Annotated in this window: 8 protein-coding genes; 1 reads left to right on the top strand and 7 read right to left on the bottom strand. The window is 41.5% G+C overall.

The window, feature by feature from the left end; translation table 11 throughout:
• Nucleotides 1–226: 226 nt before the first annotated feature.
• From NE535_RS13850 to NE535_RS13880, 7 genes are all read right to left on the bottom strand, one after another.
• A complete protein-coding gene (locus NE535_RS13850; RefSeq protein ID WP_261299212.1) occupies nucleotides 227–2020 on the bottom strand; it encodes a protein adenylyltransferase SelO in 1794 nt (597 codons plus the stop codon).
• A 151-nt stretch (nucleotides 2021–2171) separates the two neighbouring features.
• Entirely contained in the window at nucleotides 2172–2768 is a 597-nt protein-coding gene (gene trmY / locus NE535_RS13855) for a tRNA (pseudouridine(54)-N(1))-methyltransferase TrmY (protein WP_261299213.1), read from the bottom strand.
• 317 nt (nucleotides 2769–3085) lie between these two features.
• Nucleotides 3086–3955, bottom strand: a complete 870-nt coding sequence (locus NE535_RS13860; protein WP_261299214.1) for a GGDEF domain-containing protein — start codon at nucleotides 3953–3955, stop codon at nucleotides 3086–3088.
• A 596-nt stretch (nucleotides 3956–4551) separates the two neighbouring features.
• The gene (locus NE535_RS13865) at nucleotides 4552–6555 is read right to left on the bottom strand and encodes an alpha-amylase family protein (RefSeq protein WP_261299215.1); all 2004 of its coding nucleotides are present in this window, start codon (nucleotides 6553–6555) and stop codon (nucleotides 4552–4554) included.
• A 16-nt stretch (nucleotides 6556–6571) separates the two neighbouring features.
• A complete protein-coding gene (locus NE535_RS13870; RefSeq protein WP_261299216.1) occupies nucleotides 6572–8473 on the bottom strand; it encodes a glycoside hydrolase family 13 protein in 1902 nt (633 codons plus the stop codon).
• 73 nt (nucleotides 8474–8546) lie between these two features.
• Nucleotides 8547–10046 carry a tryptophan halogenase family protein gene (locus tag NE535_RS13875; protein WP_261299217.1) on the bottom strand — a complete coding sequence of 500 codons (1500 nt, stop codon included), beginning with the start codon at nucleotides 10044–10046 and terminating at the stop codon, nucleotides 8547–8549.
• A gap of 84 nt (nucleotides 10047–10130) precedes the next feature.
• On the bottom strand, nucleotides 10131–12854 hold the full coding sequence (locus tag NE535_RS13880) for a TonB-dependent receptor (protein WP_261299218.1): 2724 nt from the start codon (nucleotides 12852–12854) through the stop codon (nucleotides 10131–10133).
• A 501-nt stretch (nucleotides 12855–13355) separates the two neighbouring features.
• Between NE535_RS13880 and NE535_RS13885 the strand changes: the two genes are divergently transcribed.
• A complete protein-coding gene (locus NE535_RS13885) occupies nucleotides 13356–14978 on the top strand; it encodes an alpha-glucosidase family protein (protein WP_261299219.1) in 1623 nt (540 codons plus the stop codon).
• Nucleotides 14979–15049: the final 71 nt, after the last annotated feature.

A 15049-nucleotide genomic window follows, 5' to 3' on the forward strand; every position in this document is an offset into this window, starting at 1 on the left:
TCATTTGCTATCTCAGCAGGTGGCATAGTTACCGCTGAGCGCATTGAACCCATTGAATGAACTGAGCGGCTACATTTCGTTGAGCCGGATAAAAAAGCGAGCGCCATACAAAATCCTTGTTGTTTATTCTTTTTTCAACAAGCAATATATGACGCTTTGTGATTTTACCGCAAAGAATTACATACGTATTCAACGCTGATTGCTAATATCAAATGTAGCCTTAGCTTCACGATGAGCAGCTTAAGTGTGACAAACCGCCGATGTCAAAAAACTCTGATGCCTTGAGTCGATAAAACTGATTGTCAACTTGGGTAGATTGTTCTTCATAAGGGTGTGTCATCACAGCCTGAAGTTCTCGTACCAGCGCATAATTACCCTCACTGGCTTGGGTGTATGCTGGGACTAATAACCATTCACGCAAACTGTATTTGGGGTTGACGAGTTTCATTTGCTGAGATATTTGCTCACGGGTGCGTGACGGGTGTGGTTTGACTAGGGTGTTTGCATCAGCGCGTTTATCTGTACTCACATCAGTATCAAGGTGAACTGAACAATCTAGTAATGAATGCCAAAGGGCTAACCAAGCGGTCCATCGTTGCTCAAGCCCTTGGGGAGCGTGCTCTAGGTCTTGATAGAAACTTTTTTTCAGTGGGTTAATATCCACAGGCAGCGCTGAAAGCTCGCGGAAGAACAGGGTGTAATCAACGGGCGTTTGTATCATCAGAGTTTCAAGCTCATTAAATAACGCCTTATGGAATGTATCTAGCCCCAGTTTTGCAGCCCACATCTGCTCCATTTTTGTTTGCATCTCGGTTGAAAAGCCATTAACTAACTGTTGAAGTTGGTTCAGTTCATCCGCTTTAGTCGCGATCAATGGGCTTAATGCGGTGCAAAACATCAAAAAATTACGCTCTGCTGCTGCACCTTGATTGAAAAATGCAAAGTGCTGACCTCCACCTGTCCAGGGTTGAAATTGGGGATCAAATACATCGCAAAATCCAAACGGACCGTAGTCGAGAGTGAAACCTCCTGCGGCGCAATTGTCGCTATTAAAGTTGCCTTGGCAATAACCCACGCGGATCCAGTTTGCCACCAATGAGGTCAGTCGGTTGCGAAACTCGCGCGCCAGTAATAGTACTTTATCGCTGATGCTCAGTTGCGAGTCGATTACATCAGGGTATTCTCGACTGATTAAGTGAAATACCAGCTGTTCAAGCTCAGCCATTGCGTGTGGATGTTCTTGTTTACGCGCGCGGCGTCCGAAAAGTTCGAGTTGACCGACCCGAATAAAAGATGATGCAACACGCGTTGAAATCGCCACCGCCTCGGTGATCATTCGGTCAGGGTCTTGCGAGCGCGATCCTTCAGAGTACCAAGGACGCATGACAGTCTCGGTTTTGGACACATACAAGCTTAGCGAACGGGATGTTGGCACACCAAGCGCATGCATGTGCTCCTGGGCTAAAAACTCACGTACGCTGGAACGCAACACAGCACGACCGTCTGCTCCGCGACAATAAGGCGTACGACCGCCACCTTTAAGTTGCATTTCCAAGCGTTGACCATTGATGACAGCTTCAAATACTGCCATAGCGCGACCATCACCGTAGCCGTTGCCGGTTTTGAATGGGCATTGTTGGATGTATTCAGTGCCAAAAATAGACAGCGCATAGCCACATGCCCACCCCAGCTTACTCATTGGCGCAGGAACATTAGACAGATCGCCGGAAAATATATTTATAAAGTCTGGGGCTTGCGCCATGCTGTCAGCAAACCCCAAATCGGCAAATAACATGCTGCTATGCGTAACGTATTCGGGGTTTTCGATAGGCGTTGGTTTGACGGTAACATAGTGCCCGGAAAATACTTGGCGCGGAGCATAGTCTATGCCATTTTCTTTGGCGTCAGGATCGCGGTTTAGCGTGTCCATAAATGAGTAGTTTGCTTGTTTAGCCAGATCATCTACAGAATTGATTGTGTCTATTGTCGCCGCGGTGTCTTGGGACATTTTATGTTTCATAGATAGCCTAAGTAATTGAGTTGTAATGCCTTAACCCTAGGGGATAGTACCAAAAATCGTGCTGCCCAATAGACGCTTTCGCAAGCCATAAAGTGACGCTATAAGAATATGTAGGCGCCACAGTGACTCAACATTGGTCCCACAACTATAGCTACTGTCTCATGTCTAACTCGTTGTGAATGAGTACAATGCATTGTGAAGCAAACAGCATTTTAGGGCCTAAATTAATATGTTGGGTACCAAGACGTTTTAAGCTATTAAAGCTCTTTTTGGGCATGGGAATATGATCTGTTAGCAAAAAACATGCATTGTGGGCAAATTCGACTTCTCTTACTGGTGTGCCTTTTTTCTCTAACATATACAATTGGTAATCTTCAGCTAATTCTTGGACTAACTTTTCAAAGCTCACTGTACGCACGTTGATACCAGGTTCAACATCACGAGATTGCTCTTTACTCATGCCTTTTGATACATCAAGTGCTTTGGCTATTTTCGCGGTGAGGTTTTGCTCATGAAATCCGCCAATATTGCGTAATTCATTTGATGTAAAACAAATTGTCCGTGAAAAGTCATTGGTACTTTCAAGCACTAAATAAACGACTACATCATCCCGATAAGATTGGGCCACAAAAATGGTGTTCATTAACACATGAGCGAGAATTTCTGTGTGTGCTTCTTGACCTATTCCTGCAAGAAAAAGTTTACTGTCGACGGGGGCCGCTCTGGCTCGTAAAACAAAGGCGCGCATGAAGTGTCCTGTAGAAATAAAAAACGCAATCTAATTTATCTTAAGACCTGTTGGCATAAGAGACTTTAGGATATACGGATATTTTTTGTCACTGAAAGATAATCAATCAACGAATACGTGTGAGTTATTATCTCAGCTTTAGTTAAACCTGTAACGCTAATAATCGACATTATCCATCGTTATGTCTATATCGTGATAGTAAAAAGCAATATTGCCAAAGAGGTTAATCATCCACTGATTTGTGTGTGTTGTTTGGGTTTATTGGATACTGTTTATGTTTTTAACCATTATGATGAAGGGTGTGCAGGTACTTAAAATTACTGTTGATACAACACCACACAATTACGACCGCTTGCTTTGGCCTGATACAGAGCCTTATCGGCACAGTCAACTTCTTGCTCTAAGCAGTGTGATGTTGTTGCATGATAAACACCAATACTCACAGTGCAAATTATTGTTTGATTATTACATTCAAACGACAGTTGTTGAATATGGCGTCTTAGTGCATTGGCTATATCCTCAGCTTCTTCAGCGGTGACATCCGCCAAATAGAACAGGAATTCTTCGCCGCCCCAACGAGCTAATATGTCATATTGTCTCGTTTGTGATTTTAAAGCTTTTGCCGTGGAAGCAAGCACATGATCGCCGCATGCGTGACCGTAATTGTCATTAATCGCTTTGAAGTGATCAATATCTAATAATAAGAATGCTCGGCCTTCATCTTCTTTAGCGCGATGTGAACCTTGAATATGCTGAATAAAAGCCCGCCGATTCAATAAGCCGGTTAATTGATCCGTTTCAGCTTTTATTTTTAACTCACTGATCAATTCGGTATGTAAATTCATCCATCGGTGGATCCCCAAACTTAATAGAATAAAACCAAGGGTTTTTAGAAAATCATCAAGATTACTTTCACTGACGGCACTTTCTACAAAAAACTCTTCTGTTAAATCCATAAAAGCAGACACACTGTAAAAGGCAATACCAATTAACATCAGCCAATATACTTTTGGGAATGACTGCAATGGCTGAATGTAAAATAAAACGGCAAAACAAGCGATAAGCATTAAAGATTCAGCAACTAACTCGACCATATCAACCGGCCAAGAGAAATCGAAAATGGTCAGGTTGTAGATAAAGCTTAAAAAAAACAGAAATAAAATAGTGTATTGTGTTTTATATTTCATACGCGCCTTATTTAACTTTCATCTCGATAAATAAAGTAACTCCAAAATCCTTGTGCTATTAACGTCCTAGTATTTAATCTTCATACACAATTAGGATGGAATTCTTGTTGCACGCCTCAACAATTTGTCAGCGCTATTTCGACATTACGATTTAAACAGATAACAGAAATGGCTAAATCACCATCAAGACTGAATGCTGTTGTCGATATCACTAAAATCAATCACTAATGTGCTCGAATTAAGCATAGCAATGATTTTAAAAGTTGCACTTGTATTAAGTCAGGTTCGTGGTTTTAAGCCACGATTAGCTAACAATGAAAATCAACCAAGGTGAACCATTGATGGCGGATATTGATTACGGATATTAGTGTGTTGACCTTGGCAAAACTATCCAGCAATGATCAACGGGTGATAATCATGCTGTGATTGGCAAGACTGCGGCCAAGTATTGTTTGATATCAGCAATGCCTTCCCTAATAACTGTTTAGGGAAGGCGGTTAGAACTAAACTGAACTGAACTAAACTGAACGGTGGCTAAAGGCTAGTCTGTACAGTTCTAATTTTGATTAATGTCATAGCCCAACAAAATAATGCTCTTAAGGTAACGCCAGTACGACAGATTGCAATGGCGCTAAGTTGATATTTACTTTGAAGCTATCTTGGTGTTTTTGCAGAGTGTATGGTGTTAAATGTGAGTCACTTAGCAAATCGGTTAAATTGATGTTTGCGCTTATTTGCCATCGTTGAGTAAGAGTTTGAGGTAATACTAGATCAAATCGACTGCTTGTCGTTGAGCTAAAATTGCTCACAATAATCAATTGCTGTTGTTGATCAAAACGGGTAAATGCAAACACTTTATCGGTATATCCGACCACATTGTTATTTCGTTGGTAACTATCTAACTCTTGATATTCACCTTTAAGCGCTGAAGCGGTATGACTTAAATTGAGTAAGCGTTGGTAATATTGGCGTAATGCTTTTTCTTGCTCGGTGGATTGTCCACCATCAAACTTGCCGTTATTCATCCAGCGTTGATGAGCGGGTACGCCAATATAATCAAAAATACTGGTACGTGTTGCTTGACCAAATCCAGCATTATCAGCCGCAGCTTCGCCAACATCTTGGCCAAAGTATAATAACGTAGGTGAACGGCTTAAGGTTGTTGACACCACCATAGCAGGTAATGCCGCTTCGGGAGTGGTTGCAAAGTCTTGGGTGTTTATCCGTTGTTCATCGTGATTTTCTAAAAAATGCAGCATGTGGGCTTCAATATCGGCCACTTTAGCCTGAACTGTGGCAATTTGAGCCGTACTGGCCTTATCTTGAATAATGGCTTTTAAGGTGTCGTACAGATCAACTTTGTCATACAGGTAATCCATTTTCCCTTGCTGAATATAGGCGCGATATAAACTGGGGTTGTATACCTCTGCCAATAAAAAAGCTTGTGGATTAGTGTGTTTAATCTGGCTATTGAGGTAACTCCAAAATTCCACAGGTACCATCTCTGCCATATCGTACCTAAACCCATCGACTCCTTTGGCTAACCAGTATTGAGTGATGTGAGCAAACTTTTTCCATGAGTCGGGTATGGAATCACCCTGTTGCGATTGCCAAAAAGTATAATGGACGTCTACAGGCTGAGTGTCAAAATGGTTTGGCAGAGCAGGGAAGTCATAGCTGCCATCGGGTTTTACGCCATAATTAATTTTAACGGTTTCATACCAATCATTGGCCGCGGGTTTGGCTAGGCGTGAGCCGTTACCTGTCCATTTGGCTGGCGATTCGCTAAACATACCATCACTGAGCGGATGGGGTTCACCGTTTAATGGTTGGACTCCATTATTTGCATCAGGTACTTGAAAATCTTCTCCAACCACATAGTAAAAATTATTATCTTTAGCGTAAACCTGTGTCTTGTCATCATTAGCACCAAAATTTTCAGCGCCATCAACAGTTGCTAATGTCTGATAATTACGCGCAACATGGTTAGGCACAATATCAATAATCACTTTCATACCATGCTGGTGGGTTCGGGCAATTAACGCTTCAAATTCCGCCAAGCGATTGGCCGGAACATCAGCCAAATCAGGATTAACGTTATAGTAATCTTTCACCGCGTACGGTGAGCCAGCACGGCCTTTAACCACATCTGGATCGTCATTGCTGATGTCTATATTCGTGTAATCATTAATCAATGCATGATGAGGTACGCCAGTATACCAAATGTGGGTGGTGCCTAATGATTTTATATCTTGTAAGGCGGCATCAGTAAAATCGCTAAATTTGCCCACGCCATTTTCAGCAAGGGTGCCCCAAGGTTTATTTAAGGTCTTGGTATTACCATATAGTCGGGTGAATACTTGATAAACCACGGCTTTGTGAGCCAAAGCCGGAGCGAGAGTATTTTGGGGTGCTTGGTTTACAGGATCTTGTTTCACCGACTCTTTTGTAACTGACACAAGTTGGCTTGTGTGTTGTTCATTCGCCCTTGGCTGTGTCGGCGTCTTTGCCGCTGGCGTTGATTCCGAACAAGCAGACAATATCAGTGAAGCAATTACCGCCAATAAAGCGCCATGGTTATGTTTAATTTTTTTCATCATATTAACCTTTGCTGCTTTACTGAGTAATTGACAAAATAGTGACACCTTTTTGTGTCAATTTAATTGTTGAATCTAGCCGTTTAACGTTTTGTGTCACTATATCTTTAGCCGTGGCAGATGGCGGTAAGATTTGATTAAAACGTTGTAAATCCAACTCAAGCGGCTGTTCATTTTTGTTGTAAATGATCATCAGGGTTTCAGCATCAGCTTGTCTAAATTGCACATAAACCCCATTTTGGGGGGCGTAGTGTGTTAATGTGCCAGAGGTAATGGCCACTGATTGCTGACGATATTGCAGTAACGCCTTAGTAAAGCTAAGTGCCTCTAATTGTTGAGATGATAAATTTTGTTGAGTAAACACATTGACGTCATCGCCTTGCCATCCACCAGGGAAATCCGCTCTGACTGCGCCATCATTTCTGTCTTTTGTTGGGCTGGTCATTAACACTTCGGTACCATAAAAAATCTGCGGGATACGATTACTGGTTAATACATAGGCCATGGCCATTTTGTATAGGGCGAGGTTTTGATTTAATAAACTAAATAATCGATTAGTGTCATGATTACCTTCAAACAACACTAGTGCTGTTGGATCGGCATAGACTACATCATTAGCTAACATTTCATACAGGTTAATTAACCCGCTACCCCAGTTTTCTTGTTCATTCAGGCTTGAGATGATTTTTTCATACAAGGGGAAGTCCATCATACTTGGCGAGTAAGATTGATAACCGTCTTTATTGTGTTTACCTGCTTGCCAATAACTGACAGTGATAGGGTTGGCAGACCATTCTTCTCCGACAATATTAAACTGTGGATATTCGGTCATAATGGCTTTTGACCATTTAGCTAAAAAAGTTTTATCTGCATAAGAATAAGTGTCTTCACGAATACCACTTAGGCCGGCATATTCTACCCACCAGATACTGTTTTGAATCAAATACGTGGCCAAATGTGGGTCGCGCTGATTGAGGTCTGGCATGGTGTCAGTAAACCAGCCATTCTCAAATTCCGCAGTATCAGCTACTACAGCGTAAGGGTCTTGAACTGTGGTACGTCGATGGCTGGTGTAGGTGATATTCTTATTATCCTGTAACCAGTTTGATTGACCATTAATCCAAGTTGAAGTTGGCAACCCTAGACTATTATTACCTGTCATCCAGTGATGACCCGATCCCATGTGGTTGACGATGACATCTTTAATGATCCCGATCCCAAAGCTGTTCGCTTCTTCTACAAGCGATTTATACTCTTCATTACTGCCAAAGCGCGGATCAATTTGATAATAATCAGTTGTCGAGTAACCATGATAAGAATACTTTGACTGATTATTCTCTAACAAAGGATTAATCCAAAGCTGAGTGACTCCTAAGTCTTTGAGATAGGGCAGTGCTTTACGGATCCCCATAATATCGCCGCCATGTCGGCCATCTTTGTCTTTACGGTTAGCCGATTCAAGCATATCAGGATGGTTATCATTGTCGGGATTGCCGTTAACAAAGCGGTCTGGGGTGATCAGGTAAATTACATCTTTATTGCTAAAACCTTGTCGATTTTTAGCATTGTTTCGGCGGGCTAAAATGGGATATTCAATTTGTTGTACCAACTGATCATTTTGATACAGACCAAAGATCAACGTTTGCGGTTTGGCCTGGGATAAATCTAGATCAATAAACAGGTGATGCTGGCTTTGACTATTATCAACCTTAATAAGCTTTACGCCATTTGCATCTATCAATTTAACCTCAAATTGATGAATATTTTCACCGTAAACAAGTAATTGTAATTGGCTGTTTTGCATACCCGCCCACCAAGATTCGGGTTCTACTTTAATGGCATTTATTTGGGCGAAAGAGGGTGAAGAGAATAATAAACCTGCAATGAGACTGTAACGCAGCTTAGGAGATAAGAATTTCATTGTGGTACCTTTTTTTTATAAAATTCGGCGTTTGTAACGTGAGATAAAAACAAATTAACGACGCAAAATACTGTTAAAGCCGCTGAATATACTGTTCATGATCGGGCATGTTATCAACCGCCCGATTTATAATGGCTTTTACGTTAGCTAAAAATTCACTGAGATCCTCTGGTTGAATACTGTTGGCAAGAGGGTTGTGATCCAAAGGCATAATGCCTTGTCCTAACATGACTTGAACCCATGCAGCCTCAGTAAACAATTCATCTTGATGGCGAGTCACTGTACCGGTTGCTTTAAACAAATCTATTTTATTTTTTAATGACTTCGGGATGTCCATTTCCCGGCACCGTTGCCATAAATCAGCCTGCTCAGCTGATTCGTTACTGCGTTGATTTAAGTGATAATGCAAAATAATAAAATCGCGAATTTGTTCGAACTCTAAGGCCGATTGACGGTTAAATTCATCGATATTGGCTTGCTGGATACCATGATGGGGAAATAATTTTGTTAAACGAATAATTGCCGACTGAACAAGATGCAAGCTGGTGGACTCAAGTGGTTCTAAAAATCCACTTGATAGTCCAATAGCGACGCAGTTTTTATGCCATTGCAGCTTACGACGACCCGTAGTGAACTGAATTTTGCGAGGTTCAGTTAATGGTTTTGCGTCTAAATTATCCAGCAAAAGCGCTTTTGCATCGTCATCTGAGATAAACTGGCTGCAATATACCAAGCCGTTACCGGTACGGTTTTGCAGGGGAATACGCCATTGCCAACCGGCATCATGGGCAATTGAGCGAGTGTAGGGAGTGAGGCTTTCAACTCGTTCGCATTGCACTGCGTATGCACTGTCACAAGGTAACCAATGTTGCCAGTTTTCATAACCTACGTGTAATTGTTGTTCAATGAGTAACGCCGTAAAACCTGAACAATCAATGAAAAAATCCCCCTTAATACATTGATTATCCGATAATGTAATTGATTCAATATGACCATCTTGGTTTAATTTACTTGCGGTGATCCGGCCTTCAATGCGTTTTACCGCAAGATTTTCGCTATAGTTTCTTAATAAGCTTGCATAAAGACCGGCATCAAAATGATAGGCGTGGGTAATGCCAGCAAGTGGCGAGCCTGCAATGCTATCTATAGCATCAAATTTATTGTGTTTAGCGGCTTGGTAATTAAGGGAGTATTGCCAAAAATCAGCAGCTTGCAGCGGATTAGATTTAAGCCAATAATGATGAAACTGGCTGAATCCAATGTCTTTGCCTATGTTACCAAAGGCATGCATGTAGGTTTGTTGCTGTTTTCCCCAATTTTCGAACTCAATCCCTAGTTTGTAGGTTGCTTGGGTTTGTTTAATAAAGTCTGCTTCATTAATCCCTAACACGCTATTAAATATTTGTAACGGTGGGATAGTGGCTTCACCGACACCGATAGTGCCAATATCTTCGGATTCTACTAAGGTAATATTTAGCTGACTTTTAAACAGACGAACTAACATGGCGGCTGTCATCCAGCCAGAAGTGCCGCCACCTACAATTACGATGTCTTTTATTTTGTTGTTATTCATAGTCATCGCCTTAATTATTCATTGTCAATATAAACTAAAAAAGCCCCTGTAACGGGTTACAGAGGCTTTATTTTAGCCGCTAGATTAGAACTTGTAGTTCGCACCTAACATAAAGTTACGGCCATAGTTTTGATAATCACGTACATGACGTGCATCATCACCTGTGTATGACGTAAATGGCTCATTGGTTAAGTTGTTGACTTGGAATAATACTGATAAACCGTATAAGGCATCAATACCACTTTCACTAAAGTCGTAACCTACTTGCGCATCAACAACGGTTTCAGCAGCAACGTTAACATTGACTCGACTAAGGCTGATCGCAGTGACTTCACCTAAGAACTCACTACGGTAGCGTGAACTAACACGAGCCTCAAAGCCTGAATTTTCATAGTAAACCGTGGCATTGAAGGTTTTTTCAGAAAGGCCTGGTAGCGTAGTTGGATCACTGTCTGAGGTTTCTTTGACTTCGGAATCATTATAAGACGCACTCATAACAGTACCAAATCCAGAAAGCACATCAGCAAATAGACCAAAATCTAAAGAGAAAGATGCTTCAACGCCTTGAACGTAGCCACCTTCACCATTTTGCGGTTGAGTAACTAAACCTATCGGGTTACCTCCTACTTCAGGGAAGATTTCACCAAAGTTGAATTCAGAACGTTGATCGTAAACATAGTTTTCTAAATCTTTGTAGAAAACAGCTACCGCAAAGTAACCTTGATCACTAAAGTAGTTTTCATAGCTTAAGTCGTATTGACGAGCTAACCATGGACGTAGTTCAGGATTACCCGCACCACCAGACCAGTTAACACCATCACTTGGGTTAGCATTATAGCTGAAGTTAGCATTGGCATTCATTTTATCCATGCGTGCGCGAGTCAAAGTGCGAGCAGCAGCAAAGCGTAACATTTGACCATCGGCAACTTCTAACCCTAGGTTAAGACTTGGTAACCACTCTGTGTAGCTATCACTTGCAGTTCGAGGGGTTTTAACGACAGTTCCTGAGTCGACAGAAGCAACTGTGCCATTTGAACTTTGATCTGTCATCACGGCTTGTAAACCAATATTACCTGATAGGGGTAAATCGAACAGTTCAGAGTCAACATTGGCTTTTACAAATGCAGTAGTCACATCTTCAGCAACTTGCCAAGAGTTAGTTGCACGACTTAAGTCAACGGTATCAGCGTTTGTTTCGGTGTAATTACCATCATTATAAAATGCTAAAGAATCATAACTTAGCATGTTACCCATACCGAAAAAATCCAGTGAGGTAGGTGCTAGGAGGTACGCATCTGGCACCGTTTGCATGTCAGGGTAGTCTTTTAATGTGAGGTAAAAGCCGTTATCTTGCTTAGTCTTTTCACGTTCAGTGTAATTAACACCAAACTCGACACTGCGAACAGCACCTTCATCAAAGATATATTCGGCAGCAAGTTTAACTGACTTTAAATCATCTTCAATTTCAGGCTTGTTGATAAAACCATCTTGGCTATCAGGTCCTACAGGGTTGCCCCAGCTAAACGGACCACCTAATTTGATTACATTAGGATCTGAATAATCTAAGTTGTGCGAAAAGTGGTAACTTCCATCACCATCATATTCAAAGCCCAGTTGATCGACTGCACCGTTACCATTACCACGACCTGTACCACTGTAACTTTCCATACCAAGGTCGGTTCTGTCAGATTTTGACATGGCAATATCAGCTTCGACAGCCCAATTATTATTCACTTGGAACTTGTTATTCCAGCCTACAGATAAGGACTCAGCATCACGGGTATTAACATCATTACGAACTACTACAGCAGCGTCATTGATGATACCTTTGGTCACTAATCCATCTTGGGTTTCTAATGCCGTAATTCCTGAGTTACCCCAACCAGCACCCCATTGACCAGGAATTTCAATGCCGCGTAAACGTTGATCGTCAAAGAACTTGGTATAAAAAATATCAACAGTCGATTTGAAAAAATCATTAGGTGCAAATTCAATGACCCCAAGGAAACCATCACGTTCTAGTTCAGAAGAACGCACGAATGGCTTGGCGCCACCTAACACAAAAGGATTATCTGAATTGTAATCCAATTCTGGATAGCCCCATGCTTGCCAACGCTCCTCTTGGTTTGGCGACACCATACGAGAATAACCAAGGGCAATACCAATAGTGTCATCGGCAAATTGGTCGATATAAGAAACACTGCCGCGGTAACCTTTATCATCAGATCCACTGTTAAGTGCACCTAGATCGTTCATTTCACCACGAAGACTAACAGCAAATGTTTGCTCGCCATGTGTTAGTGGGCTGATAGTTTGCATATCAACTGTGCCGCCGATAGCTTGCGCCATAACAGAGGCATCAGGTGTTTTGTATACCACAACGCGATTTAATAATTCAGAAGGGTATTGGTCAAATTCAACACCGCGGTTATCGTTAACAGAGGTTTGTTCACGTCCATTTAAAGTGGCAGTCGTAAAGTCAGGTCCTAAGCCTCGAATAGAAATAACGTTGGCTCGTCCATCTAGACGCTGCGCAGCAACACCTGGTAAACGAGCAAGTGACTCTGCAATTGATACATCAGGTAATTTACCAATATCTTCAGCAGAAATAGCTTCTACGATAGAAGATGAAGACATCTTAAGCGATTGTGATTCTTGTAAACTACGGCGAATACCGGTGACTTTAACCACTTCGATGTTTTCATCAGCAGTGGCTGTATTTGTAACATCGTCAGCAGCATAAGCACTTATACTTGCACCTGCAGCAGCTAACGCTAATGTGAGTAGGCTCGGTTTAAAAAGCAACATTCATCTTTCCCCTTTTGTGAATGCTTAACCTTGATATGTCCAGATCAAGTTGTTAGCAATCATTATGATTTTGGTTACAGTCTTTATTGTGTTTTTTGTATCAGCCGTCTTAATTGACTGCATAAGCGCTGAAGTTATGACCAAATTGTTGCACAACAGTGACGATACTACTCCTAGGATTGTTTAGCCGACAATATTATGCATACGTATTCAAAAGTGTCACACACAAATATTGACTGTTTTTTTACATTTTATTAACTGGATTTGAATCATTTTTTGTTGTCATAAGTCTATGTATACAATAGCTATTAATTAAATTTCATTAAGATGATTTGATAACTAATTTAATGCATACGTATGCAGGTGTATTGAACCTGATTTCCAAATTCACGTATCCTCGTTGCAACAACAAAATAACAATGGCGTGTTAAAGCGTCGCAACATATGTTTAACAGTATAGGTGCTACTTGCTTGTGTTGAGCATCATTTAGAGGGAATGTAATGGGTCAAGTAACCTGGTGGCGCGGCGGTATTATTTACCAAGTATATCCACGCAGTTTGATGGATTCGAACGATGATGGAGTAGGTGACTTACAAGGGATCATTGCCAAACTTGACTACATATCAAGTCTAAATGTGGATGCGATTTGGATTTCCCCTTTCTTTAGATCACCGATGAAAGACTTTGGTTACGATATTAGTGACTATCGCGATATTGACCCAATGTTTGGCACCATGGCTGATTTTGACGAGCTAATTGCAAAAGCACATGGATTGAATATCAAGATCATTATCGACCAAGTACTTAGCCATACCTCAGATCAACATGACTGGTTTGAACAAAGCCGTCAAAACCGAACTAATCCTAAAGCTGACTGGTATGTGTGGGCCGATCCAAAAGAGGACGGTAGCGCACCGAATAACTGGCTTGCCATTTTTGGTGGCTGTGCATGGGAATGGGAGCCACGTCGTCAACAATATTATTTACACAACTTCTTAAAAAGCCAACCGGATCTTAATTTCCATTGCGATGAACTGCGCCAAGCGGTCCTAGATAATGTTGAGTTTTGGCTGAAAAAGGGTGTTGATGGCTTTAGATTAGATGCGATTACCTTTTGCTATCATGATGAGCAATTACGTGATAATCCCGCTAAACCGAAAGATCAACGTCAAGGTCGCGGTTTTAGCGAAGACAATCCTTATGCTTATCAATACCATTACTACAATAATACTCGCCCACAAACGGTAGGATTTATTGAAGAGTTACGGGCATTGATTAATCGCTATCCAGGGGCAGTCACTTTAGGTGAAGTGTCATCTGAAGATTCACTTGCCACTATGGCTGAGTACACCCAAGGTGATGATCGCCTGCATATGGCTTATAGCTTTGAGCTGTTAACCGATGATTTCAGTGCAGCGTATATTCGCCAAACCGTTGAAGAATTAGAAGCCAGTATTGGTGACGGTTGGCCGTGCTGGGCCATTGGTAATCATGATGTTCAACGTGTTGCAACGCGATGGGGCAAGGGCGAAACTAATCCCGATCTTGTTAAAATGCTTAACGGCATGTTGTTTTCCTTACGCGGCAGTATCTGCAGTTATCAGGGCGAAGAATTAGGGTTAACCGAAGCCCCGATCGAGTTTGACCAGCTTCAAGATCCCTTTGGGATTACATTTTGGCCGATGTTCAAAGGTCGAGATGGTTGCCGTACGCCCATGCCTTGGACAAAAGATACCGAGCAGGCGGGTTTTTCAAAAGTCACGCCATGGCTACCCATTCCGTTAGCTCATGCTGAAAAAGCAGTGGATACTCAAGAGACAGATCCAGAGTCTATTTTGAATAGTTATCGACATTTTTTAGCATGGCGAAAGCAACAACCTATACTGATTAGCGGTGATATTCGTTTCGTCAATGCAAATGAATCAATACTCGCTTTTGAACGCCATTTTGAAGAAAAGAAAATGTTAGTGCTGTTTAATCTTTCAAACCAAAATACAGTGTTTGCGGTCGATACTTATCAATTGAGTGCAGAGTTGAATGAACATGGCTTGTTAGCGGGTCAGCAAATCGGCACGGTTGTCGAGTTGCCACCATTTGGCAGTTATTTCGCTAACATAAAATAAAGTGAACACGCCGATAGCCAATTTATCGGCTTTTTTATCACCTTTTCAATAACAATAATGAATAAAGGAAA

Source organism: Shewanella holmiensis, from assembly GCF_025370255.1.
Taxonomy (GTDB): Bacteria; Pseudomonadota; Gammaproteobacteria; order Enterobacterales; family Shewanellaceae; genus Shewanella; species Shewanella holmiensis.

Excerpts from the sequence above, each read along its gene's own strand:
- NE535_RS13850 (WP_261299212.1), bottom strand. The coding sequence starts at position 2,020 with ATGAAACATAAAATGTCCCAAGACACCGCGGCGACAATAGACACAATC.
- trmY (WP_261299213.1), bottom strand. The coding sequence starts at position 2,768 with ATGCGCGCCTTTGTTTTACGAGCCAGAGCGGCCCCCGTCGACAGTAAA.
- NE535_RS13860 (WP_261299214.1), bottom strand. The coding sequence starts at position 3,955 with ATGAAATATAAAACACAATACACTATTTTATTTCTGTTTTTTTTAAGC.
- NE535_RS13865 (WP_261299215.1), bottom strand. The coding sequence starts at position 6,555 with ATGATGAAAAAAATTAAACATAACCATGGCGCTTTATTGGCGGTAATT.
- NE535_RS13870 (WP_261299216.1), bottom strand. The coding sequence starts at position 8,473 with ATGAAATTCTTATCTCCTAAGCTGCGTTACAGTCTCATTGCAGGTTTA.
- NE535_RS13875 (WP_261299217.1), bottom strand. The coding sequence starts at position 10,046 with ATGAATAACAACAAAATAAAAGACATCGTAATTGTAGGTGGCGGCACT.
- NE535_RS13880 (WP_261299218.1), bottom strand. The coding sequence starts at position 12,854 with ATGTTGCTTTTTAAACCGAGCCTACTCACATTAGCGTTAGCTGCTGCA.
- NE535_RS13885 (WP_261299219.1), top strand. The coding sequence starts at position 13,356 with ATGGGTCAAGTAACCTGGTGGCGCGGCGGTATTATTTACCAAGTATAT.